Genomic DNA, 24,916 nt, shown 5'->3' on the forward strand with positions numbered 1-24,916 from the left:
CGCGCAGGCGCTTCGCCGCAGGTCCTCCCCGTCACGCGGGCGCCAGTCGATTCCCGCAACCCGTTACACTGTGGGTATTGGTGCGGTGCACCACGCATTGCGCCGCACGACCGGCATTTTCCATAGCGACACGCCGGAGTCGCAGACAAGGAGTGAGGACGAGGCATGGCAATCGAATCGGTAGGGATCGTGGGCGCAGGCACGATGGGCAACGGCATCGCCCAGGCCGTGGCGGTGGCGGGGCTCAAGGCGGTGATGATCGACGTCACCGATGCGGCGCTCGCCAAGGGCGTCGCCACGCTCACCCATAGCCTCGAGCGGCTCGTCTCGAAGGGCAAGCTCGAAGCCGGCGCGCGCGACGCCGCGCTCGCACGCATCGAAACGACCACCGACTATCAGCGCCTCGCGAGCGTCGATCTCGTAATCGAGGCGGCGACCGAGAACGCCGAGCTCAAGACGCGCATTCTCAAGCAGATCGAAGCCGCGGCCCGCCCCGACGCGATCGTCGCGTCGAACACCTCGTCGATCTCGATCACGGCCCTCGCGACCACGCTCGCCGACCCGTCGCGCTTCATCGGCATGCACTTCTTCAACCCGGTGCCGATGATGCCGCTCGTCGAGGTGATCCGCGGCCTGCAGACGCGCCCGGAGGTCGCCGAGTCGGTGCGCGAAATGGCGCTGCGCCTCGAGAAGACGCCGATCGCCGTGAAAAACGCGCCGGGCTTCGTGGTGAACCGCATTCTCGTGCCGATGATCAACGAAGCGTTCTTCGTGCTCGCGGAAGGCATTGCGAGCGCCGAGGAAATCGACGCCGGCATGAAGCTCGGCGCCAATCATCCGATCGGCCCGCTCGCGCTGGCGGACCTGATCGGCGTCGACGTGTGTCTTTCGGTGATGGACGTGTTTCTGAAGGACTTCGGCGACTCGAAGTATCGTGCGTGCCCGCTGCTGCGCGAGATGGTCGCGGCGGGCCAGCTCGGCCGCAAGACCGGCCGCGGCGTGTATCAGTACGACAAGGTGTCGTAAGGCCTCGCGCCCGGCTTCAGGCGAGCACGCTTACGCGGTATTGCGTGACTTGCCGATAGGTCTTGCCGGGCTGCAGCACCACTTCGTCACAGGCGGGCGCTTCCATGTTGATCTGGTTCGGGAAGCCGCCCGCTTCGAGGCACAGCCCCGCATAGCGCGCACACGTCGCGCCCCGGCGTCCCGGCTGTCCCTCCAGATAATTCCCCGTATAAAGCTGCAGGCCGCGCTGGTCGGTCGAGACGGCAAGCTCGCGTCCGCTGCCCGGCTCGTAGACGCGCGCCACCGGCCGCACCGGCCATCGCCCCGGCGCGGCGTGCAGCGTGCCTGCCGTGCTCTCGGGTGCGCGCAGCACGTAGCAGTGGTCGAAACCGCGTGCGCGCTCGAGCTGGGCGTTCGGCCAGTCGAGCCGCGCGCCGAGCGGCGCGCCATGGCGGAAGTCGAAGGCGCTGCCCGAGACGTCGGCGATGCGCGCGGGAATCAACTGCGGGTCGACTTCGAGGAACGCGTCCGCGTCGATCGTCAGCACGTGGCCGCGAATGTCCGGGCTCGCCTCGCCGGAGAGGTTGAAATAGCCGTGGCTCGTGAGATTGAGCGGCGTAGGCGCATCGGTGACGCCCTCGTATTCGAGCGTCAGCGTGCCGTCGTCGTCGAGCGTGTAGCGCACCTGCACGCTCACGTTGCCCGGAAAGCCGCCGTCGCCTTCGGGTGAGTCGAGTCGCAGCACCAGCGAGCCCCGATCCTCTTCCACCTGCCACATCTGCCGATGAAAGCCGTTCGCGCCGCCGTGCAGCAGATTGCCGTTCTCGTTGCGATCGAGCGGATAGTCGATGCCGTCCAGCGTGAAATGCGCACCGGCGATGCGGTTGGCCCAGCGTCCCACCAGACCGCCCATGTACGTGGTGGCGGCGAGATAGTCCGCTGGCGTGTCGTGGCCGAGCAGGATATCCGCGAGGCGGCCGGCGCGATCGGGCGCGAGCCATGAGACGAGCGTGGCGCCGAGGTCGCTGACTGTCACCTTCATGCCCTGCGCGTTGCGCAGCGTGTAGAGCCGCACGGCGTCGCCGCCGGGCAGGGCGCCCCACGGTTCGGAAGTCAGATGGGCAGCAAGAGTGTTCATGAGGTGAAGGGAACGTATGAAGAAAGCGTGTTTGTCCGGGATGGCCGAAGCCGCTTCATCAAGTGGACAGGCGTGGGCCCGAAGCGTTCGCGACACTGTCCTGATATTCGCGCGGCGTGCATCCCAGTTCGCGCCGGAATACGGCATACATGTACTGCAGCGACGTGAATCCGCAGCGGATCGCCACCTCCGCGCTCGAGGCGTCGCGGCTCGCGAGCATCGCCTTGGCGGCGTCGAGCTTGTGGCGCAGGATTTCCTGGTGGACCGTGCATTGCAGTTCACGCCGGAAATAGTCTTCCAGCGACGAGCGCGATACGCCGACATAGTCGGCCACCTGCTCGGTCTTGATGCCCTGGCAGGCGTACTGGCGGATGAAGTGGCGCGCACGCATGACATGCGGGCTCGACAGCGGCTCGTGGCGGGTCGATTCGAGCACGTTGATGCCGACGGGCGGCACCAGAATGCGTTGGCCCGGAAAACGTGCACCGCGCAGCATCTGGTGCAGCAAGTGCGCGGCGGTCTTGCCCATTTCCTCCGTGCCCTGGATGACCGACGAGAGCGGAATGCGCGTGAGCGTGCGGGTGAGCGGATCGTTGTCGATGCCGATGATCGCCACCTGCTCGGGCACGGCAATGCCGTGAATCAGACACGCCTGGAGCAAATGCCGCGCCCGTGCGTCGGTCACGGCGATCACGCCCACGGGCTTGGGCAGGCTGTGCAGCCAGACGCTCAACTGCTCGATGGCCTGGTTCCAGGCGCTGGCGCTGGTGGCCTGGCCGCGGTAGATCGGCGCCTGTACGCCCTCTTCGCGGGCGAGCGCCTGGAACGCCAGTTCGCGCTCCTGCGCCCAGCGGTTTTCCTGCGCGACGGGCAGGCTGTACATCGCGAGGTTCGGCAGGCCCGCACCGATCAGATGCGTCCAGGCCAGCGAGACCAGTTTGCGGTTGTCGGTCGCGATATAGGGCACGTCGGGCGGGTACTGGGCGGCGTCTTCGAATGACGAGCCCACGGCGACCACCGGCAGCGGGCAGCCGCGCAGGGCGTCGGCCACGTCGGGGTCGTCGAAGTCGGCGATGATGCCGTCCCCGTCGAAGCGTTCGATGCCCGCGAGGCGACAGCGGAAGTCTTCCTCGAGAAAGAGATCCCATGCGACGCGCGTGGAGCGCAGATAGTGGCCAATCCCCGCAATGATCTCGCGGTCGTACACCTTATTCGCGTTGAAGAGCAGCGCGATGCGGTGGGGTGTCTGGGAAGCGGGGGCACGGGTCATGTCGGGTCGGCGGTTGTTCGCCCGGCGCGGATCGCCGGCGGAAAACCGCCATGTCTCCAGTTCGGGCGCGGTGCGCGCCAAGGTGCACCGCGCTACGATGTCTCTGGCGCCTGCGGCGCGTCATTTTAAGCGTCCGGCTATTTTAGGCCCAGATTCGGGTTCGCGGGCAGGCCGGTCGCGCCCGTCGGCAGGAAACGTTAGAGGTCTCACGCAATTTCGCAATTGCCGCGCTTTGCGCGTCGCGGGCAGTATGGCGTCACACAGAGGGATGCACGCTGCGCCGCTGCGCTGCAACAACATTGGAGACATCATGTCGTATTTCGAACATATTCCCGCCATTCGATACGAAGGCCCGCAGTCGGACAATCCGCTTGCGTACCATCACTACGACCGTAGCAAAAAGGTGCTCGGCAAGACGCTCGAGGAGCATCTGCGCATTGCCGTGTGCTACTGGCATTCGTTCGTCTGGCCCGGCAACGATATCTTCGGGCAGGGCGCGTTTCACCGCCCGTGGCAGCAGCCCGGCGACGCCATGGAACGCGCGCACCAGAAGGCCGACGCGGCGTTCGAGTTTTTCTCGAAGCTAGGCACGCCTTATTACACGTTCCACGACACCGACGTCGCTCCGGAAGGCAAGGACCTGAAGGACTACACGGAAAACTTCAAGCGCATGGTCGACTACCTCGGCGAGCGCCAGCAGGCGAGCGGTGTGAAACTGCTCTGGGGCACCGCCAACCTGTTTTCGAATCCGCGCTACGCCGGCGGCGCCGCGACCAACCCCAACCCCGAAGTCTTCGCCTACGCGGCCGCGCAGGTATGTCATGCGCTCGACGCGACGCGCAAGCTGGGCGGCGAGAACTACGTCCTGTGGGGTGGCCGCGAAGGCTATGACACGCTGCTCAATACCGACCTCAAGCGCGAGCGCGAGCAGTTCGCACGCTTCCTTTCGATGGTGGTCGAGCACAAGCACCGCACCGGCTTCACCGGCACGCTGCTGATCGAGCCGAAGCCGCAGGAGCCGACCAAGCACCAGTACGACTACGACGTTGCGACGGTGCACGGCTTCCTCACGCAATACGGTCTGCAAAACGAAATCCGCGTGAATATCGAGGCCAATCACGCGACGCTCGCAGGCCACTCGTTCCATCACGAAATCGCCACCGCGTTCGCGCTGGGTGTGTTCGGCAGCGTCGACGCGAACCGCGGCGATCCGCAAAACGGCTGGGATACGGACCAGTTCCCGAACAGCGTCGAAGAACTGACGCTCGCGTTCTACGAGATCCTGCGCCACGGCGGCTTTACCACGGGCGGCATGAACTTCGACGCGAAGGTGCGCCGCGCGAGCAGCGATCCGGAAGACATGTTCTATGGTCACGTGGGTGCGATCGACGTGCTCGCGCTGGCGCTCGAGCGCGGTGCGGCGCTCGTGGAAAACGACCGGCTCGAGCAGTTCCGCAGCCAGCGCTACGCGGGCTGGGACAGCGAGTTCGGCCGCAAGATTCTCGCCGGCGGCTATTCGCTCTCGTCGCTCGCCGCCGACGCAATCTCGCACGGTATGAATCCGCAGCACGCGAGCGGCCAGCAGGAGCGGCTCGAGAATGTCGTGAACCAGGCCATCTACGGCCAGCGCTAGCCGTGCCACGGCGCGCGAAAAATCATTAGCGCGCGCCGTCAAATTCGCAATTGCGCCGTTTGCGATTGAAGGCAAACTGACGCAAAAAATCAGGACGGAGACATGTTCATCGGTATCGACCTCGGCACGTCGGGCGTGAAGGCCGTGCTGCTCGATCGCGCGGGCGATGTGCTCGGCAGCGCGAGCGCGCCGCTCACCGTGAGCCGGCCGCAGCCGCGCTGGTCCGAACAGGCGCCGCAAGACTGGTGGCTCGCCACGCAGAGCGCGTTGCGCGCACTCATCGACGAGGCGCGCGGGCGCGGCTTCGACCCCGCACGCATCGAGGCGCTCGGCCTGACCGGCCAGATGCACGGCGCGACGCTGCTCGACGCGCAGGGCGAGGTACTGCGTCCCGCCATACTGTGGAACGACGGTCGTTCGGATACCGAATGTCTCGAGCTGGAGCGCGCCGTACCGCAGTTGCACGCCATCGCGGGCAATCTCGCGATGCCGGGCTTCACGGCGCCGAAGCTGTTGTGGGTGCGCAAGCACGAGCCGGAGATCTTCGCGCGCATCGCGCACGTGCTGTTGCCGAAGGACTATTTGCGCTGGCTGCTCACGGGCGTGTTCGCCACCGATCCCTCCGATGCCGCCGGCACGCTGTGGCTCGATATTGCGAAACGCGACTATAGCGACACGCTGCTCTCGGCCTGCGACCTCACGCGCGCCCAAATGCCGGAGGTATTCGAAGGCAACCAGGTGACCGGCACGCTACGGCCCGAACTCGCGCGCCAATTCGGCCTGCGCGAAATCCCGGTCGTGGCGGGTGGCGGCGACAACGCGGCGGGCGCCGTGGGCGTGGGCATCGTGCGGCCCGGCGACGCGATGCTTTCGCTCGGCACTTCCGGTGTCTATTTCGCAGTTTCGGACGGCTTTCTTGCCAATCCCGATTCCGCGGTGCACAGCTTCTGCCATGCGTTGCCGCACACGTGGCACTTGATGTCCGTGATGCTCAACGCGGCCAGTTGCCTCGACTTCACGGCGCAGTTGACGGGTTACGAAAGCGTCGCCGCGTTGCTCGCCGATGCGCAAGCGAACTCGAACGCCGAGCGCGACGCGCGCCGGCCGTGGTTCCTGCCGTATCTGAGCGGCGAGCGCACGCCGCACAACAACGTCAACGCGAAGGGCGTGTTCTACGGTATGACCCCGCAGACCTCGCGCGCCGATCTGGCGAACGCAACGCTGGAAGGCGTGGGCTTCGCGCTGCTCGACGGCATGGATGCGTTGCATGCGGCGGGGCTCGTGCCGGACACGATCACGGTAATTGGCGGCGGCTCGCGCAGCGCCTGGTGGACGCAGATGCTCGCCGATATCAGCGGCCGCGCGCTCACGTTGCGCGCAGGCGGCGAGGTGGGGCCGGCCCTTGGCGCCGCGCGCCTCGCGCATCTCGCGCTCGAACCGGGCGCGCCGCTCGACGAAGTGTGCCCGCAGCCGCCCGTGCTGGCGATTCGCGAACCTGACGCCGCACGCCACGCCTGGTATCGCGAGGCGCGCCGTCCAACCTTTAGCGCGCTGTATCGCGCGCTCGAACCGGTTTTCGCCACCGGCGCCTGACTAGCGGCGCCGGCGAAGAAAAAACTGCACGGCCAGTGTAGTCGTGCAGCTGATTAGTCGTCCTACGGTTATACCGCACGCTGTGCTGTTTCGCGTGTGTTCCGCATTTACATCGGCAGCACCCTGATAACCATCGCCGCGGCGGCGACGCGTTCGCGCGCGCCTGCGCACCGGCATCAAGAGGAGTATGGAGACATGAATTTCGCCAAACGTCGTTCGGTTCTGAGTTCGCTCGTATGCGGGGCCGTGCTCGCGAGCCTGTCGCTTGCCGCACCGCTCGCGCACGCGAGCAAGGATCATCCCGAGATCGGCTTCTGCATCGACGACCTGCGTGTCGAGCGCTGGTCGCGTGACCGCGACTACTTCGTCGCCGCAGCGGAAAAGATGGGCGCGAAGGTGTCGGTGCAGTCGGCGGACGCAAGCGAAGAGCGTCAGGTCTCGCAGATCGAAAACCTCATCTCGCGCGGCGTGGATGTGATCGTGATCGTGCCGTTCAATTCGAAGGCGCTCACCAATGTCGTTGCCGAAGCGAAGAAGGCGGGCATCAAGGTCGTTTCGTATGACCGCCTGATCCTCGACGCCGACATCGACGCGTACATCTCGTTCGACAACGAGAAGGTGGGCGAGCTCCAGGCGAAGGGCGTCTACGATGCACAGCCGAAGGGCAACTACTTCCTGCTGGGCGGCGCGCCGACCGACAACAATGCGAAGATGCTGCGTGAAGGACAGCTGAAGGTCCTCAAGCCGGCCATCGACCGTGGCGACATCAAGCTGGTCGGTCAGCAGTGGGTGCCGGAGTGGAGCGCGGCGACGGCGCTGCGCATCATGGAAGACGCGCTCACCGCGAACAACAACAAGATCGACGCAGTCGTCGCCTCGAACGACGGCACGGCGGGCGGCGCGATCCAGGCGCTCGCCGCGCAGCATCTCGCGGGCAAGGTGCCCGTGTCGGGCCAGGACGCGGACCTCGCAGCGGTCAAGCGGGTGGTGGCGGGCACGCAGACCATGACGGTCTACAAGCCGCTCAAGCTCATCGCGGGCGAAGCCGCGAAGCTCGCCGTCGATCTGGCGAAGGGCCAGAAGCCGGCGTACAACGCGCAGTACGACAACGGCAAGAAGAAGGTCGATACGGTGCTGCTGCAGCCGACGCTGCTCACGAAGAGCAACGTGGACGTCGTCGTGAAGGACGGCTTCTATACGCAGGCGCAACTGGCAAGCCAGTAACGCTTATGGCCTGACGGCCCGTGCGCTCCACGAGTGTGGCCACGAATGTGGCTACTGCGGCGCGCGCGGGCCATCGCAGCGAGTAACCAGCGTATGACCGAACCCTTGCTGACGATGCGCGGCATCGTCAAGTCCTTTGCGGGCGTGAAAGCGCTCGACGGCATCGACCTCACCGTGCGGCCCGGCGAATGCGTGGGGCTGTGCGGCGAGAACGGCGCCGGCAAATCCACGCTCATGAAAGTGCTCTCGGGCGTGTACCCGCACGGCACCTGGAGCGGCGAGATCCGTTGGGAAGGCGCGCCGCTCGAAGCGCAAAGCGTGCGCGACACCGAACGCGCGGGCATCGTCATCATCCACCAGGAACTGATGCTCGTGCCCGAGCTGTCGGTGGCCGAGAACATCTTTCTCGGCAACGAAATCACGCTTCCGGGCGGGCGCATGAATTACGCGGCGATGTACCAGCGCGCCGACGAATTGCTGCGCGAGCTGAACATCGACGCCATCAACGTGGCGCAGCCGGTGATGAACTATGGCGGCGGCCATCAACAGCTCATCGAGATCGCGAAGGCGCTGAACAAGCGCGCGAAGCTGCTGATTCTCGACGAGCCGTCGTCTTCGCTCACGGCGGCGGAAACGAAGATCCTGCTCGACATCGTGCGCGACCTGAAGCGCCGCGGCGTGGCGTGCGTCTACATCTCGCACAAGCTCGACGAGGTCGAAGCCGTGTGCGACACGGTGAGCGTGATTCGCGACGGCCGGCACGTGGCCACCGAGCCGATGGCGACGCTCACGACCGATCGGATCATCGCGCAGATGGTGGGGCGTGAGATCCGCAATCTCTTTCCGCGCGAGGCGCATGACATCGGCGAGGTCGTGTTCGAGGCCCGCAACGTGACCTGCTACGACGTGACGAATCCGCGCCGCAAGCGCGTGGACGACGTCTCGTTCTCGGTGCGTCGCGGCGAAATCCTCGGCGTGGCCGGACTCGTCGGCGCGGGCCGCACGGAAACCATGCAGGCGATCTTCGGTGCGTATGCGGGCGCATGCACCGCGACGGTCTTGCTCGATGGCAAGCCGCTGAAAATCCGTTCGCCGCTCGACGCGATCAACGCGGGCATCGCCATGGTGCCCGAGGACCGCAAGCGTCACGGCATCGTGCCGCAACTGGGCGTGGGCCACAACATCACGCTCTCGGTGCTGCAGCGCTTTTCGAGGCACGGCCGCATCGACACGGCCGCGGAACTCGATACGATCCGCACGGAGATGCAGCGCCTTTCGGTGCGCGCGGCGAACCCCATGCTGTCGATTGCGAGCCTCTCGGGCGGCAATCAGCAGAAGGCGGTGCTCACCAAGATGCTGCTCACCGACCCGAAGGTGCTGATCCTCGACGAGCCGACGCGCGGCGTGGATGTCGGCGCGAAGTACGAGATCTACAAACTGATCTTCCAGTTGGCCAAACGCGGTGTGGCGATCGTGATGGTGTCGTCCGAATTGCCCGAAGTGCTGGGCATCAGCGACCGCGTGCTCGTGATCGGCGAGGGCGAGTTGCGCGGCGACTTCGTCAATGACGACCTCACCCAGGAAGACATTCTCGGCGCAGCGATCCAGAGCGTGCGCGCCCAACCCGATACAGCGAGTGCAGTATGACCCCCGACGTCACGACCCAGGGCGCACGCGAAGACCTGCCGCAAGGCGGTAATGGCTTCGCCATGCGTTTCCAGCAACTTTTTGCGCGCTACAAGATCCTCGCGCTGCTGCTCGCAGTGGCGGTGATCTGGCTGTTCTTTTCGCTGCTCACGCACGGCGCGTTCGTCACGCCGCGCAACGTGTCTAACCTGCTGCGGCAGATGTCGATTACCGGCATGCTCGCGTGCGGCATGGTGTTCGTCATCATCGCGGGCGAGATCGATCTATCGGTCGGCTCGCTGCTCGGCCTGCTCGGCGGCGTCGCGGCGATTCTCGATGTGAATCGCGGCTGGCCGATCGGCGTGACCGTGCCGGCGGTGCTCGTGCTTGGCGTGCTCGTCGGACTCTTCAACGGCTGGTGGTCGACGTACCGCCGCGTGCCGTCGTTCATCGTGGGTCTCGGCGGCATGCTCGCGTTTCGCGGCGTGCTGCTCGGCATCACGGGCGGCTCGACCATCGCGCCGGTGTCCGATCACTTCGTGTTTCTCGGCCAGGGCTACTTGCCGCGCGTGGCGGGCGACGTGCTGGCGCTCGCGCTCTTCGTGCTGCTCGCCGTGCTTACGGTGCGCCAGCGTGGGAACCGCAGGCGCTATCAGCTGAGCGTCGTGCCACTCTGGCAAGACGGCGTGAAGATCGTCGGGGCGGGTGCGATCCTGCTTGCCTTCGTGCTGATGCTCGACAGCTATGGCGGCATTCCGGTGCCCGTGCTGTTGCTGCTCGCGCTGCTCGGTATCTTCACATGGATCGCCACGCAAACCGTGTTCGGCCGGCGTATCTACGCGGTGGGCTCGAACCTCGAAGCCACGCGCCTTTCGGGCGTGAACACGAACCGCGTGAAGCTTGTCATTTTCGCGCTCATGGGTCTCATGTGTGCCTTCGCGGGTATCGTCAATACGGCGCGTCTCGCGGCGGGTTCGCCCTCGGCGGGCACGATGGGCGAACTCGACGCGATCGCGGCCTGCTTTATCGGCGGCACGTCGATGCGCGGCGGTTCCGGCACCGTGTATGGCGCGCTGATCGGCGCACTCGTGATGGCGAGCCTCGACAACGGCATGTCGATGCTCGACGTGGACGCGTATTGGCAGATGATTGTGAAGGGCGGCATTCTCGTGCTTGCCGTGTGGATCGACGTGGTGTCGGGCTCGAACCGCCGCTGAGAAAGCGTGGCGCACACGATTGCAAACCTGCTGACGCCATGAAAATCATGACCGTGTTCTTGCATCGCGCGTGACACCGCGGCGTAATTTTTGCGGATGACTGCCACGCGCAGTTGCTCTCCTCGCGCGCGCCGAGCGCGCTCTCAGGGCGGGACTCATGTCCCGCCCTTTTTCTTTGCTGTGGCCGCTCAAGCATCTCGCACCGAGCGGCGCATGTTCGACGCGCCGGCGATCGTTTCCTGCCACAATCGTTCGCACCTGTGCAGGGCGGCATGCGCACGCGATAGGTGCGATTCATGCCGTCCGCAAGGTCATCGTCAGCCACAGCACCGCGTCGTCGTGTTCCAGCGCGTGCTCGCCGATTTGTCGCTTTGCTGGTGCAACCGCTGCATGAGCGCTCGCGTTGCACCGAATCATGCCGCGAGGTTGTGCCAGCGTTTTGCCAACTTCGGCGGCGCGATTCCGAACCTCCGGAGACAAGCCGACCATGCCCACTCTTTGCGAAATTTGTAACTCCCGGCCTGCAGTCGCGCGCGTGACTGTCGTGCAAAACGGGCAGCGCAAGTCCATGTCGATCTGCGACTACGACTACCGCCAACTGATGCGTCACCAAAGCATGCTCAACCCGTTCGATTCGCTGCTGGGCGGCAGTGGCCTGTCACGCTTTTTCGGTGGACAAGGCGGCGAGGACGAGCACGACGACGAGGGGCACGACCTCGCCGCCGAGGTGCCGCGTGAATCCGTGGACGCGACCGATGCCTTCAGCGAGCAGACGCTCGAAATCCTGCAACGCGCCGCGGAAAAAGCCCATGAACTGCAGCGCAATGAACTCGACACGGAACACCTGCTGTACGTCCTGGCGGACACCGATGTTTGCGCCGCACTCCTGAAGGAGTTGAAGCTCTCGCCGCAGGACATCAAAGGCTATATCGATCAGCACGCGCAAAAGGGCACGGCTTCGCCCGATGCGCCCATCGACAAGATGACGATTTCGCCGCGCCTGAAAAAAGCGTTTCAGTTCGCGTTTCAGGCCTCGCGCGATCTCGGTCACTCGTACGTCGGCCCCGAGCATCTGCTGATCGGACTCGCCGCGGTGCCCGACAGCATTGCGGGCGCGCTGCTCAAGAAGTACGGCGTGACGCCCGAGGCGCTGCGCCAGAAGGTCGTGAAGGTCGTGGGCAAGGGCGCGGAAGATGGCCGCGTCGATGCGCCTACGGGCACCCCCACGCTCGACAAGTTCGGCCGGGACCTGACAGCCATGGCACGGCAAGGCAAGCTCGATCCGGTGCTGGGCCGCGCGCAGGAAATCGAGAGTACGATCGAAGTGCTCGCGCGGCGCAAGAAGAACAACCCGGTGCTGATCGGCGAACCGGGCGTGGGCAAGACCGCCATCGTGGAAGGGCTCGCACAACGCATCGTCAATGGCGATGTGCCCGAGGTGCTGCGCGGCAAGCGGCTCGTGGAGGTGAACATCAATTCGATGGTCGCGGGCGCGAAATACCGCGGCGAGTTCGAGGAACGCGCGAAGCAGCTGATCGACGAAGTGACCGCGAAACACGACGAGTTGATCCTCTTCATCGACGAACTGCACACGATCGTTGGCGCGGGGCAGGGCGGCGGCGAAGGCGGACTCGATATTGCCAACGTGCTGAAGCCCGCGCTGGCGCGCGGCGAGTTGAGCCTCATTGGTGCCACGACGCTGAACGAGTATCAAAAGTACATCGAGAAAGACGCGGCACTCGAACGGCGCTTTCAGCCCGTGCTCGTGCCGGAGCCCACGGTCGAGCAAACCATCGTGATCCTGCGCGGTTTGCGCGACAAGCTCGAAGCCCACCATCAGGTGACCTTCGCCGACGACGCCTTCGTGGCCGCGGCCGAATTGTCGGATCGCTACATCACGTCACGCTTCTTGCCGGACAAGGCGATCGATCTCATCGACCAGGCAGCCGCGCGCGTGCGCATCGGTTCGACGTCGCGTCCCGCCGAGATGCAGGAACTCGAAGCGGAGATCGCGCAGCTCAAACGCGAGCAGGACTACGCGGCTTCGCGCAAGCGCTTCGACGAGGCCAAGGGTTTCGAGGAGCGCATCAACGAGAAGCAGGGAAAGCTCGAAGAGCTGACTGAGGCGTGGCAGCGCAAGACGGGTTCGGAAACGCTCGAAGTCACGGTGGCGTCGATTGCCGAGGTCGTGTCGCGGCTCACTGGCATTCCGGTCGCGGATCTCACCCAGGAAGAGCGCCAGAAGCTGCTCAAGATGGAAGAGACGCTGCGCGAACGCGTGGTAGGCCAGGAAGATGCCGTGGTCGCCGTAAGCGACGCCGTACGTCTTTCGCGCGCCGGACTCGGTCAGTCGAACCGGCCGATCGCGACCTTCCTGTTCCTCGGGCCGACCGGCGTAGGCAAGACCGAGCTTGCGAAGGCGCTGGCGGAAACCGTGTTCGGCGACGAGCAGGCGATCATCCGCATCGACATGAGCGAGTACATGGAGCGTCATGCGGTGGCGCGGCTCATCGGCGCGCCGCCGGGCTACGTGGGCTACGACGAGGGTGGCCAGCTTACCGAGCGCGTGCGGCGCCGCCCGTACAGCGTGATTCTGCTCGACGAGATCGAGAAGGCGCACGCGGACGTCTACAACGTGCTGCTGCAGGTATTCGACGACGGGCGTTTAACGGACGGCAAGGGTCGCGTAGTCGACTTCAGCAACACGATCCTGATCGCCACGAGCAACCTGGGCGCGTCGATCATCATGGACAACCTCGAGCGCCCGGAGAAGTCGCGGCTCGACGACAAGACGATCCGTGCCGAACTCATGAAGGTGCTCAAGGGGCACTTCCGGCCCGAGTTCCTCAATCGCATCGATGAGATCATCGTGTTTCATGCGCTCTCGCGCGAGAACATCCGCGCGATCGTGCAGATCCAGCTCGAGCGCGTGACGCGCACGGCGTCCGCGCAGGGCATCACGCTCTTGATGGGTCAGACGCTCGTCGATCATCTCGTGGAGGCCGGCTATCAGCCGGAGTTCGGTGCGCGCGAGCTCAAGCGGCAGATTCGCCAGGAAGTGGAAACGCGCCTTGCCAAAGAGATACTCGGCGACGCGCTGCAGTCGGGCGATACCGTCGAGATCGGCTACGACAAAACGAACGATCAAGTCACGATCAGCAAGATCGCTGTGCCACCCGACGTGAAGGAGAGCAAGCCGGCGAAGAAGGCGAAGAAAACGGCGGCACCGCCTGTCGACGAAATCGCGAGCGAGATGGCCGCCGACGACATGGAAGGCGATCCACCACCCCCGCCTCCGAAGAAGAGCGGCAAGGGCGGGGGCAAGGCGAAGCCTGTTTGATTGAGTGGAGCAACGGCTGGCGCACCGAAACGTGCGCCAGTTTTTTACGTTACGATTGATCTGGAATCCAGATTAACTCGTGGCGATACGCCACCACGTGGGCAGCAGCGCGCGCACGCCGGGCTGTGCGAAGCGGTCGTCCAGCAGGTGTACGACGCCGCGATCCTGCTCGGTGCGGATCACGCGCCCGGCGGCCTGCACGACCTTGCGCAGGCCCGGAATCAGGTAGGTGTAGTCGAAGCCGTCGCCGTAGAGCGTATCCATGCGTGCGCGCATCGCCTCGTTCACGGCGTTCACCTGCGGCATGCCGAGCGTCGCGATGAACGTGCCGATGAGACGTGTGCCCGGCAGATCGATGCCCTCGCCGAACGCGCCGCCCAGCACCGCGAAACCGATGCCGCAGCCGCCTTCCACGAAGCGCGCGACGAAGGCCTGCTGATCCGCTTCGTCCATGGTGCGCGACTGGAGCCAGACTTGCACCTCCGGATGGCGTGCCGCAAACGCATCGGCGGCTTGCTGCAGATAGTCGTAGCTGCTGAAAAAACACAGATAGTTGCCGGGGCGTTCGACAAATTGCGCGGCCACGCGCCCGACCAGCGCTTCGAGCGAACGTTCGCGGTCCTTATAGCGCGTCGAGATATGGCGGGCGATGTGGACGTCGAGCTGCTCGGCGCGAAATGGCGTGTCGATGTCGATGCTCACCGTGTTGGCGGGCAGCCCGAGCATGTCGCTGTAGTAATGCGTGGGCGAGAGCGTCGCCGAGAAGAGCGTGATGCTGTGTGCCGTGGCGATGCGCGGGCGCAAGGCATCCGCCGGCACGATGTTGCGGATGGCGATCGTGGAACGCGGGCGGCGCGCGTTCTGATGCGCCAATGGCGTGACGTCGAAGAGTGAATGCGTATCGAAGCGTTCGGCAATGCGCGTGAAGTGCAGGGCGTCGAAATAGAAGCGCTCGAGTTCGGGATCGCGCACGAGCGCGGGTTCGGCGAGCTGGTCGCCGATCGCCCCGATCACGTCGCCAAGCGCGGCGACGAGGCCTTCGGGCAAGGTGTCGCTCGCGCGCCAGGCGCCGGGCAACACGGCGTTCTGCGCGTTCCAGTGCTTCTGCAGGCGCGCGAGCGCGCGCTTGAGCGGTGCGCTCGCGGCGCGGCGCACGGCGTCGATGCGCGTTTGCACGAGTTCCGCCGAATACATCGCGCGGGCGCGCTCGGGGAGGTTGTGGGCTTCGTCCACGAGCACGCTCGCGCGCCACTGGTTGTGCGCGGCGAGCATGAACAGCATGGCGCTCGCGTCGAACCAGTAGTTGTAGTCGCCGACGATCACGTCGCTCCAGCGCGCCAGCTCCTGGCCAAGGTAGTAGGGGCAGACGGCATGCTCGCTCGCGACATCGCGCAGTGCCGCGCGGTCGAGCCGCACGCGTTCGAGCGCCGCCGCACGCGCGGCCGGCAGACGGTCGTAAAAGCCGCGCGCAAGCGGGCATGATTCGCCATGACATGCCGCTTCGGGATGCTCGCACGACTTTTCGCGCGCGACGAGTTCGAGCACGCGCAGGGGCACGGGCGTTCGATGCGCTTCGGCGCTTGCTTCGTCTTGCGCGCTTGTCAGCGTAGCGAGCGCGTCGAGTGCCAACTGACGCCCAGAGCTTTTCGCGCTCAGAAATACGACCTTGTCGATCGCCGCGCGCGGGCAAGCCTTCAACTGCGGAAAGAGCGTGCCGATGGTCTTGCCGATGCCGGTGGGCGCCTGCGCGAGCAGACAGCGTCCCTGCGTCGCCGCGCGCCAGACGGCTTCGGCAAGATCGCGCTGGCCGTGTCGAAACTGCGGATGCGGCAGGCACAGTGTGGCAAGCGCGGTATCGCGTGCGGCGCGGTGGGCGCTTTCCTGCTCGGCCCATGCAACGAAGCGACGACATTGCGTTTCGAACGCGGTGCGCAATTCCCGCGCGCTCGCATGCTCGACGAGCGCCGTCTCGCGCCCCGAACGGATGTCGTAGTAGACCAAAGCGAGTTCGAGCCCATCGAGGCCGAGTTTTTCGCAGAGAAGTGCGCCGTAGACGCGCAACTGCGCCCAGTGCAGCGCGCGCTGATTCTCGCGCATCGCATCGAGGTCGCCGCGATAGGTCTTGAATTCTTCGAGCCTGCGGCGCGCGGGATCGTAGCCGTCGGCGCGACCGCGCACGCTCAGCGATTCGAACGTGCCGGAAAGCGCGATCTCGGTCTCGTAGCCGGGCGGGCGCCGCGCGGCGATGGCGGCGTGGCCGGCGCGGCCGTCGCTTGCGTCGGGCGAGGGCGTGAAGCGCAAGTCGAGGTCGCCGCGCTTCGCGGTGAACTCGCACAGCGTGCGCACGGCCACCGTGTAGCTCATGGCGCGGGCAGCGCCTGGCCGGCGCTGTCGTCGGCTTCGTCTGGCAGGTTGGGCCAACGCACCTGCAATACGGAAACCGGCATGCCGTACTGCACGCAATAGGCCAGCCAACGGCGCTGGTTGTCCTGCAAGCGGTCGCCGGGGCCTTTCACCTCGATCAGTTCGTAGCGCCGCTCGTGCGGCCAGAAGCGCACGAGATCGGGCAGACCCGAGCGGTTCGCGACGGGTTCGCGCAGCAGTCGCTCGAACCACAGGCGCAGATGAGCGGCGGGGAAGCAGTCGAGGGCGAGCGTGAGCAGTTCGTCGCTCAATGCGGGCCACGCGACGAACGGTGACTGCATGCCGGATTTTTCCGCATAGCGGCGCACAATCGACTCGCGGTAGGCGTGCGTTTCGAGTTCGGCGAGACATGTTTCGAACTGCGAAGCACGTCGTGCGACGAAGTCGGCGGCGTGCAGGTCGGCGGGGCCGCGCTGGAACGGGTGGAAGAACGCGCCTGGCATCGGCGCGAACAGCGCGGGCCAGCAGAGCAGGCCGAAGAGCGCGTTGATCAGCGTGTTCTCGACATAGAACACGGGCGCTTGCGGCGCGGCGAGCGCGATGCGCGCGGCTTCCTCGACGCGCAGTGCGCCAGGCGCCGCGGGCAGCGCGAGTTCGAGCTGCGCGAATCCCGGCCCGGCGCTCGTCTTCGACTTCGCCCGCGTGCGCGCGAGACGCCCGAGCGCGCGCGCCGCGCGTTGCGCTTCCTCTTCGTTTGCGGGCGCATCGGCGATGGTCTGCGCGAGCGCCAGCGCTTCCTCGCGTCGGTTCAGTTGTTCGAGCACACGCACGCGGCGGTAACGCGATTCAGGGTGAGCGCAGTCGAGATAAGCGCGCCACGCGAGTTCGGGTTCGCCCGCGCGCTCGGCGGCGAGCCCCGCGGCGTGACGCAGCTTGTCGTGGCGAGCGCGCAGCCAGGCGTTCGCTTGCGTGCGCGGGGCCAGCGCGTCGAGTGCTGCGAGTGTTGCGGTGATGGCGCCGGCAGCGTCGAAGTCCTGGGTCTCGGCGGCGCTCTCGAGTCCGTCGCGGCAATCGCGCAGCGCCAGATACGCGTCGATGTCCTCGCGTCGCTGGAACGCACGCGAGGCGTGATCGAAGGGCACGCTTTCGTAGCGAAAGACGCCGAGGTCGGCGAGCACGAACTCCGACCAGTCCTGATGCAGGTTGCCGAAGAACATCAGGCGCAGGCGCTCGCAGAGCGGGGCGCTCGCGAACAAAAGCACAGTGTCGGACGAGGCCGGGAACCACGCACGCCAGTCGCGCGGTTCGGGCGCGGCGGCATAGTGTGCATCGAGCGCCTCGAGCGTTGCCGCGCGCGTGGCGCGAGCTTCGAGCGCGATGCCAAGTCGCTCGGCGAGCGCTTGCAGTTCGGCTTTCGTCACGAGCGCGGCGAGCGCGCCGAGATCGAGTGCGGGCGCGTCGTCGAGCCAACCCGCCGCGACGAGCGGTGCCGCAGCCGCGCGCGGGCAGCCGATCTCGTCGTACGCGAGCCGGCTGGCGCGAAAATAGGGACCCTTACGCATCAGCATGCGCACGAAGAGCGCGCGAGATGCTTGCGGCACCTGCACGAATTCGTCGGCGAAGCGGCGCTCGGCGTCGTCGAAGAGGTCGGCGCAGCGCGCGTCGAGCCACGCTAGCGCACGCTCGAAGTTCGCGAGGTAATAGAACGGATCGGGAGAGTCGGGAAGCACGCGTGGCACTGTACGGATATACAGCAGCGATGATAGCAGGGTCGCAGGTGGGCGCGAGCGCCGTCAGGGATTCCCCGCCCCGTACGCTACAATTGCCGCAGCCTGAAAATCGGATGAGCGATGAACACACGTAACGCATGCTTCGCCGGCCTCGCGGCCGCCGTCACCCTGCTCGCGGGATGCGCGGCGCAGTACCGCAACACCAGCGCCTGCGAAGAGGCGATGCGTAGCCGCCTTGCCGAGACGACGCTCGGCGACCTCAAGGTCACGCATAGCGCGACGACGTATCGTGGCGCCCGTGTGGTGGTCGAAGGGCAGCTCGAGAACGGCGCGGCTTCGGCCGCCGTGGTCGCCTCGGCGCCGTCGGCGTCGGCGTCGGCGTCGGCGGCGTCGGCCGCATCGGCCGCATCGGCGGCGGCGTCCACCACGGCGCAGGGCGCCAACGAGGCGCCCACGGTCACGGCGCCGATGGTGCAGGCGGCGGCGCTGCCCGGCACGATTTCGGTTCCCACCGCTCCGGTCGCCCAAGGCGGCACGCCAGAGGGCAAGCCGACCACGCCGGTCGCCGCGCTGGTCGCAAAGCTTGGTATCAAGAAGGCCGTCGGCACACCGGCGGCCGCGGAGTGCACCTTCAACGAGTCGGGCCTCGCGACGTTCCGCTGGCTCGCGCCGCCTAAGCTCGCGAAGACCACGCCCGACCCGAACGCCTCGAACGATTAAAACGAACGCACGCTGCTCGCCGTGGCGTTGCTACGGCAGCACCCGTCGTTGGCGCATTCTGCGCTCATGAAGGCCTCGCATGAGGCCTTCGTCGTTTGTAGCTGATAAGACTCCGGTGATCGCCGGCGCGTTCAAAACGCGAAGAATGGTCCGCTGCCTGCAGGTGTGTCCTGCAAGGCGATCGCCGTGAACACGCGGCGCCCGAAGAAGAACGGCAGTCCCCAGCCGAACGCGCGACCGTTGTAGCCAGCGAGATTGCTGAAGGCCCAGTTGCCGGTGGCGAGCAGCGTCGTCGAGCTTGCGACCGCGAAGGTCACGGAAGCGCCCACACCGTCGATGCCGGCTATCGTCGCACCGAGGCTGACCGGCGAACTCGGGCAATACCAGAACCCGCAGCGCGTCATCGTCGGGCTGTTGAAGTACAGCGCGTTCGAGCCCGTGTCGAGGTAGCTCAGCGAGTAGACCGTGCCGTCCGATGTCGTCGTCTTCACATAGCCGGTGCCCGAGTTCGCGCGCAGCACCGTCGCGCTGCCGAGCGCGTTGTTCGCCTGCGTGCCGATGCCGAAGATCATCGACCCCCTCACCCCGGACGCGCCGCTGTCGGCCAGGGGCGGCAGGTCGATGATCACGCCGTTGTTGTCGGTGGCAAAGCCCGCCACCGGGTTGCTGACTTGTTGCGCAAGCGGTTGCGCGCTCGCCGTGCAGCCGCTCGCGCGGCAGGCGTAGTACCACGGCGTGGCTGCCGCCCTGACGCAGGACACGCCGCAATCGGCGCTGAACGGCCCGACTCCGAGAATGCCGTTCGAGCGCAGCGCGGCGGCGCTGTTCATCGCGAGGCCGCTGCCGGCGCAGCCGTCCGGCGCTGACGCGGGCACGGCCGGGTCGGCGATCAACTGGATCGGCAGTGAAGCGGCAGTCTCGCCCGCGAGCTTCACGTCGGCGCTGCGCACCGTGCCCCACGTGTAGCCCGTGCCGAACACGGCGCATTCGCCGGCGATGTCGGCCCCCGCACCGGCTGGCACGGGGGGCAGCGAGAAGCCTGCCGGCAGCGCCGAAGCGAGCAGGCGCAGGCCTTGGGAGCCGGTATCGACCTGGACGTTGTCGACGCTCGCGCAGTCCGCGGTGCCCGGCACGCAGACCGTGACGCTCGTCATCAGCATGTTGTGCGTCGAGGTGGGCGTCGGGCCCACCGTGACCGCCACGACATTGGGCGTGGTCGATTGCGGAATCGTGCGGCTCGTGCCGGCGGTCGACGGCGCGCTCGAGGGAGTTGAGGCGCTGGCGGGTTCCGCGGCGCCTGTGCTCGCGGACGCGGTTCCGGCATCGCCGCCACCGCACGCGGTGAGCGCGGCGCAAAGCGAGAAGAGCGCGAGGGGGGCGACGAGGGCGAGGCGCCGGGAGCGGGCCTTCATTGGAGATCCCCGACGCTCACGCCAGCGGGAAGTGCGGCGGGCAGCCACGCGCGTCCCACGTAGGCGCGCATGTGGCCGGCCGTCTCGACCACGACCTGAGCGCCGTCCACGCGCGCAGCGTGCAGGCCGTTGTGGCCGGTGGCGTGAAGCGCCGCGGCGGCGCTGCGCCAGTCGGCTGCGTAACGGCCCAGTAGCGCCCCCACGTTGGGCTGAGCCGGCCCCTGCCACGTGTACGCGAAGACCGTCCCGGCCGCGCTGCCCACATAGGCGTTGATGGTCGTGCCGTTGTCGTCGACGTAGCTGACGACGCGGCCGGCGCCGCCACCGATGCTGCGTTGGGCGGGGCCGGCCGGTACGGTCGCGGTGTCGCCGAGCGCGGCCCGGGCCGGCGCGGCGGCGAAGCCGAGGCAATTGAGCGCGCAGGCGAAGGCTGCGGCGCGGCCCGCCTGGGTGAGGCTGCAAGTTTTCATGACGCTCTCCGGTCCTGCTATTTACGAATCTTTTTTGAGATTTCGAGATGAAATTAGCACCAGGGTCGTTCTTGCGAGCGTCCCAGGCCGGGAGGGCGGCACAGCGCAAAGCAGCGTTTGCGCGTGGGGAGGAGTTAATGCGTTGATCCAAAAGGAAATTGGCGGCTTTTCAGTAGGTTCGCCGCGCCGGATCGAATGTGGATGAATGTTAAGGCGCGGTCGGTCTGGAGTGCCGCGACCGCGGTTCGGCGCGCGTCGCCGCTGCGGATATCGGGCCTGGATTGCGTGCCACCCCGTGGTTTTTGCACAGCGGGCCGCCGGACCGGTAAAATGTTTGGTTGATCCACGGAAACTGGCCGTGGCGTAGCCGAAGGGATTACCCGAACATGAGTGATTTTCATCAACGTCTTGCCGCACGCGCGCTCGCGCTTCTGATGGCGGGCGGGCTGGTCGCCGGCTGCAGCTCGCCGACGCCAGGCAAGATCGATTACCGTAGTGACGCCAAGGCGAAGCAGTCCTCGCTCGCTGTGCCGCCGAATATGCTCGACGAAGCGTCCGACCAGCGCTCGCTCGCGCCGCAGGGCGGCGAAACCTCGCTGTCCTCGCTCAAGCAGACCCAGGCCGCCGCGCCGCAGTCCGACGAGGCCCAGGTGGTCCCGCAGGTGCCGGGCATGCATATCCAGCGTGACGGCACGGAAAGCTGGCTCGTCATCGACAGCCGCACGCCCGAGCAGGTCTGGGCGCAAGTGCGCCGCTTCTGGCAGGAACAGGGCTTCCTGCTCGTGGTCGACCAGCGCGACAAGGGCGTGATGGAAACGGACTGGAACGAAACCCATCCGAAGATCAGCGACGGCCTCATCCGCAACACGCTCTCGTGGGCCACGGGCAACTCGTACGTGACCGCCGAGCGCAACAAGTACCGCACGCGCCTCGAAACGTCGCCCAGCGGCGGCACCTATGTGTTCATCAGCCAGAAGGGTCTGAGCGAACAGCTCTCGGGAACCAACAACGACACCAGCAAGTGGGTGCCGAAGCCCAACGATCCCGCGCTCGAAGCCGAGTACCTCAAGCGCCTCATGATGACGCTCGCGAACGCGAAGCCGGGCGTGCCCGACGCGCAGGTCGCGGCCGAAGCCGACGCCAAGGCCAACAGCAAGGGCACCGACGCGAAGTCGAAGGCTCCGGACGCCGCTGCGGCCGCCATGGCCGCGCAGAACGTCGCGGCCGTGGGCCAGCAATCGGGCAGCGGCTCGTCGAACGCGCAGGGCACGTCGGGTCAGTACACCTCGTCGGAGCTCACGCTCGGTGAGCCGTACGACCGCGCATGGGTGCGCGTGGGCATCGCGCTCGACCGCGCCAACTTCACGGTGGACGATCGCGACCGCACGAAGGGCATCTACTACGTGCGCTATGTCGATCCGAAGGACCACAGCTCGGACGAGCAGGGCTTCTGGAACCAGATCTTCCACGGCCGCAAGGAAAAGACCGCGAAGCAGTACAAGCTCAACGTGCGCGCCGTGACGGACAACCAGACGCGCGTCGCGATCGTGGACGACAGTGGCCAGATCGACTCGTCGCGTCCGGCGCAGGAGATCATGAGCCTCGTGGTCGACGAACTGCACTAAACATTGCGCGCACGCTCGAGCCAGCGTTGTCTGGCTCAAGGCCGCAAAAGAAAACCCGCCTGCGCATCGCCGCGCAGGCGGGTTTTTTCATGCCCGCGCGCGAGCCGTACTCAGTGCGGAATCATCCAGGTGAGCACGTTCTGCTGCAGCCACACGAGGATGCCGAGCAACACGGTCAACAGGATCGAGTGCTTGAACGTCTTCGCGAACACAATGCCTTCCTGGCCCTTGAGGTCCGTGGTGGCGACGCCCGTCGCGATGTTTTGCGGCGAGATCATCTTGCCCATGACGCCGCCCGACGAGTTGGTCGCCGCCATCAGGATGGGGTTGAGATCGAGCTGTTTCGCGGCTACCACCTGGAGGTTGCCGAACAGCGCATTGCCCGAGGTGTCGCTGCCCGAAAGGAACACCGCGACCCAGCCGAGGAAGGCCGAAACGAGCGGGAAGAACGCGCCGACCGAAGACACCGCGAGACCCAGCGTATAGGTGAGGCCCGAGTAGTTCATGAGGAACGCGAGCCCGACGATGGTCGCGACCGTGAGGATGGCGATGCGCGTCTGCACCCAGGTATCGACGATCGCGACGCCGAAATCGGCGGGCTTCAGGCGCACGACGAACGCGGTGATGATCGCCGCGACGAGAATCGCCGTGCCGGTGGCGAGCGGCTGGAAGTCCCAGATCGCGCCATAGGGCGTGTTGTAGAGCGTGATGTAGACGGCCTTGTCGAGGCCCGGCCACGGCACCTTCACCTCGCCGATCGTGAAGACCCGCGCGACGGTCCAGATGATCACGACGGCCGCGACGATGATCCACGGATACCAGCCCTGCGCGCCCGTCACGGCGCCGCGCGCTTCCTTCGCGCGATCGACCTTGATGGCGAAGCGCGGATCGGGCGCGGGCTTCCACACGCGCAGGAACAGGATGGTGAGGATCAGCGAGACGAGCGACGAGAGCACGTCGGTGAGGCTGTAGTTGATGAAGTTGGCGGTGATGAACTGCGTGAGGGCGAAGCTGCCGCCCGAGACGAGCAGCACCGGCCAGATGCGCAGCATGCCGCCCATGCCCGCGTAGATCGCAATGACATAGAACGGCAGCAGCAAGGCGAAGAACGGCAACTGGCGGCCGACCATTTGACCGAGCAGATCGGCGGGCAGGTGCGTGACCGCGCCGAGCACCGTGATCGGCACGCCGAGCGCACCGAACGCAACAGGCGCCGTGTTGAAGATGAGCGTGAAGGTCAGGGCCTCGAGCGTCGGGAAGCCGAGCATGATGAGCAGTGAACTCGTGATGGCGATTGGCGTGCCGAAGCCGGAAATCCCTTCGAACAGCGCGCCGAACGAGAAGCCGACCACGACGAGCACGATGCGCCGGTCGTTGGGCAGATTGTCGAGCAACCACATGCGAAACGCCGCGAAGCGGCCCGAGCGCAGCGCGATGTTGTAGAGCAGGATCGCCGTGACGACGATCCACATCACCGGCCAGAGTGCGAACACCACGCCCGCGAGCACCGAGCTGATCGCGAGATTGACCGGAAACTGCCAGCCGGCGATCGCGACGATCAGACCGACCACGAGCCCCGCGAGCGAGGCTTGCCATGCAGGCCGCCGCGCCCAGCCGAGCAGGGCGAGCACGGTGAGAATCGGCAGCACGGCGATCAGAAACGAAAACAGCAGCGAATTGCCGATGGGGGTCAACAGCTGGTGGAACATCACGTCTCCTTTATGCTGGTTCGTTGTCGGCGCAGCAGTGCGGCAGCATGCGCCGGGGCGCGTCGTCGGCTGTGGAGTTCAGGGCCCGGCCAGGCGGCCGAGTTAAGGCGGTGCTTCAATCCCCGCTAGCCCACTTGGAGGATAGATAACGACACGGGAGCGTCAAGGAGGGAAAGTACGGTCCGGCACCGTTTTGTGGCGCAGTTCGCGGCGTGGCTGGGTGCGTGAACATCAGTGATGCCAGTGCCTGCCGCCGCCCCAGTAGCCGAAGCCGAAAGAGACGGCGGGCGCGCCCCAGCCGTACGCAGGGTAAGGGTAGTACGCGGGATAGGTCGCGGGGTAGACCGCTGGATATGCTGGATAGGCCGGCCACGCAGGCACTGCGATCGCAACCGGCGGCGAGGGATAGAGCGGTCCCGGATACTGCGCGTCGGGCACGGCGGCAGGCGCGGGGTTCGGCGCCGTTTGCACGACCGCGGTTTCCTGCTGGGTGGCGGCGACGGGCACGGTGCCGTAGTAGTAGGGCGGGTAGCCGTAGGGGGCGTAGTAGTAGCAGCCGGAAAGCGCGGGGAGCGCGCTCGCGGCGGCGATCACAAGCACAGACGGACGTTTCATGGCGGGCTCCGCGAGTGGCGAACGGCCGCGCAGGATGATCGCCATCAGGCTCGGGCCGTCTGATTCGTTCGAGCTTACGCCGTGCGAACACGCTTTGCGCGATGCGTCGTTAACCGAATATTTCGCGTATTCCTGCGGCCGCGACGCCAGCGACCCAAGCAAACGCGGCGCAGCCCGTGAGGGTCTGCGCCGCGCATCCTTCCCTGATGCACGCCGTGGATGGCG

18 protein-coding genes are annotated in these 24,916 nt (G+C 66.2%); 9 read left to right on the forward strand and 9 right to left on the reverse strand.

The genetic code is table 11. The features are described 5' to 3' along the window. Nucleotides 1-165: 165 nt before the first annotated feature. A complete protein-coding gene (locus ACOJB8_RS30730; RefSeq protein WP_342945939.1) occupies nt 166-1,026 on the forward strand; it encodes a 3-hydroxybutyryl-CoA dehydrogenase in 861 nt (286 codons plus the stop codon). A 16-nt stretch (nt 1,027-1,042) separates the two neighbouring features. Here the strand turns inward: ACOJB8_RS30730 and ACOJB8_RS30735 are convergent, their stop codons facing one another. Together ACOJB8_RS30735 and ACOJB8_RS30740 are read right to left on the reverse strand one after the other, a co-directional pair. Then, nucleotides 1,043-2,143 carry an aldose epimerase family protein gene (locus ACOJB8_RS30735; protein WP_069268181.1) on the reverse strand — a complete coding sequence of 367 codons (1,101 nt, stop codon included), beginning with the start codon at nt 2,141-2,143 and terminating at the stop codon, nt 1,043-1,045. Nucleotides 2,144-2,201: 58 nt separating this feature from the next. Continuing rightward, nucleotides 2,202-3,413 (reverse strand): XylR family transcriptional regulator, encoded by a 1,212-nt coding sequence (locus ACOJB8_RS30740; RefSeq protein WP_342945938.1) that lies wholly within the window; start codon nt 3,411-3,413, stop codon nt 2,202-2,204. Nucleotides 3,414-3,723: 310 nt separating this feature from the next. Between ACOJB8_RS30740 and xylA the strand changes: the two genes are divergently transcribed. From xylA to ACOJB8_RS30765, 5 genes are all read left to right on the forward strand, one after another. After that, complete coding sequence (xylA, locus tag ACOJB8_RS30745) at nt 3,724-5,046, forward strand: xylose isomerase (protein ID WP_342945937.1); 1,323 nt, start codon at nt 3,724-3,726, stop codon at nt 5,044-5,046. Between the two features lie 102 nt (nt 5,047-5,148). Further along, complete coding sequence (gene xylB, locus ACOJB8_RS30750; RefSeq protein WP_342945936.1) at nt 5,149-6,639, forward strand: xylulokinase; 1,491 nt, start codon at nt 5,149-5,151, stop codon at nt 6,637-6,639. Nucleotides 6,640-6,834: 195 nt separating this feature from the next. Further along, a complete protein-coding gene (gene xylF / locus ACOJB8_RS30755) occupies nt 6,835-7,863 on the forward strand; it encodes a D-xylose ABC transporter substrate-binding protein (RefSeq protein ID WP_475015962.1) in 1,029 nt (342 codons plus the stop codon). Between the two features lie 45 nt (nt 7,864-7,908). Next, nucleotides 7,909-9,510, forward strand: coding sequence for a D-xylose ABC transporter ATP-binding protein (gene xylG / locus ACOJB8_RS30760; RefSeq protein ID WP_475015963.1), 1,602 nt, complete (start codon nt 7,909-7,911; stop codon nt 9,508-9,510). After that, the gene (locus ACOJB8_RS30765) at nt 9,507-10,706 is read left to right on the forward strand and encodes a sugar ABC transporter permease (RefSeq protein ID WP_368617727.1); all 1,200 of its coding nucleotides are present in this window, start codon (nt 9,507-9,509) and stop codon (nt 10,704-10,706) included. Before xylG ends, ACOJB8_RS30765 begins: the two co-directional genes overlap by 4 nt. Nucleotides 10,707-11,000: 294 nt before the next feature. Here the strand turns inward: ACOJB8_RS30765 and ACOJB8_RS30770 are convergent, their stop codons facing one another. Further along, entirely contained in the window at nt 11,001-11,195 is a 195-nt protein-coding gene (locus tag ACOJB8_RS30770) for a hypothetical protein (protein ID WP_475015965.1), read from the reverse strand. On the opposite strand from ACOJB8_RS30770, the gene ACOJB8_RS30775 reads away from it, so the two are divergent. After that, nucleotides 11,194-14,046, forward strand: a complete 2,853-nt coding sequence (locus ACOJB8_RS30775; RefSeq protein WP_475015967.1) for an ATP-dependent Clp protease ATP-binding subunit — start codon at nt 11,194-11,196, stop codon at nt 14,044-14,046. The genes ACOJB8_RS30770 and ACOJB8_RS30775 overlap by 2 nt on opposite strands. 72 nt (nt 14,047-14,118) lie before the next feature. On the opposite strand, the gene ACOJB8_RS30780 is transcribed toward ACOJB8_RS30775, so the two are convergent. Next, complete coding sequence (locus ACOJB8_RS30780; RefSeq protein ID WP_475015969.1) at nt 14,119-16,410, reverse strand: ATP-dependent DNA helicase; 2,292 nt, start codon at nt 16,408-16,410, stop codon at nt 14,119-14,121. Then, complete coding sequence (locus ACOJB8_RS30785) at nt 16,407-18,140, reverse strand: VRR-NUC domain-containing protein (protein WP_475015970.1); 1,734 nt, start codon at nt 18,138-18,140, stop codon at nt 16,407-16,409. The genes ACOJB8_RS30780 and ACOJB8_RS30785 overlap by 4 nt, the downstream gene beginning before the upstream one ends. Before the next feature lie 120 nt (nt 18,141-18,260). Between ACOJB8_RS30785 and ACOJB8_RS30790 the strand changes: the two genes are divergently transcribed. Beyond that, on the forward strand, nt 18,261-18,860 hold the full coding sequence (locus ACOJB8_RS30790; protein ID WP_475015972.1) for a hypothetical protein: 600 nt from the start codon (nt 18,261-18,263) through the stop codon (nt 18,858-18,860). A gap of 131 nt (nt 18,861-18,991) precedes the next feature. Here ACOJB8_RS30790 and ACOJB8_RS30795 read toward each other — a convergent pair whose 3' ends face one another. Together ACOJB8_RS30795 and ACOJB8_RS30800 are read right to left on the reverse strand one after the other, a co-directional pair. Then, entirely contained in the window at nt 18,992-20,272 is a 1,281-nt protein-coding gene (locus tag ACOJB8_RS30795) for a DUF3443 domain-containing protein (protein WP_475015973.1), read from the reverse strand. After that, nucleotides 20,269-20,742, reverse strand: coding sequence for a DUF2844 domain-containing protein (locus ACOJB8_RS30800; RefSeq protein ID WP_475015975.1), 474 nt, complete (start codon nt 20,740-20,742; stop codon nt 20,269-20,271). Before ACOJB8_RS30800 ends, ACOJB8_RS30795 begins: the two co-directional genes overlap by 4 nt. A 386-nt stretch (nt 20,743-21,128) precedes the next feature. Between ACOJB8_RS30800 and bamC the strand changes: the two genes are divergently transcribed. Then, nucleotides 21,129-22,367: an outer membrane protein assembly factor BamC gene (bamC, locus tag ACOJB8_RS30805; RefSeq protein WP_069268172.1), complete on the forward strand. Its 1,239-nt coding sequence runs from the start codon at nt 21,129-21,131 to the stop codon at nt 22,365-22,367. A 110-nt stretch (nt 22,368-22,477) separates the two neighbouring features. On the opposite strand, the gene ACOJB8_RS30810 is transcribed toward bamC, so the two are convergent. Both ACOJB8_RS30810 and ACOJB8_RS30815 read right to left on the reverse strand, forming a co-directional pair. Continuing rightward, nucleotides 22,478-24,076 (reverse strand): L-lactate permease, encoded by a 1,599-nt coding sequence (locus tag ACOJB8_RS30810; RefSeq protein ID WP_475015977.1) that lies wholly within the window; start codon nt 24,074-24,076, stop codon nt 22,478-22,480. A 231-nt stretch (nt 24,077-24,307) separates the two neighbouring features. After that, the gene (locus tag ACOJB8_RS30815) at nt 24,308-24,691 is read right to left on the reverse strand and encodes a hypothetical protein (RefSeq protein ID WP_475015979.1); all 384 of its coding nucleotides are present in this window, start codon (nt 24,689-24,691) and stop codon (nt 24,308-24,310) included. Between the last annotated feature and the right edge of the window lie 225 nt (nt 24,692-24,916).

This window comes from Paraburkholderia sp. BR10141 (assembly GCF_056155635.1).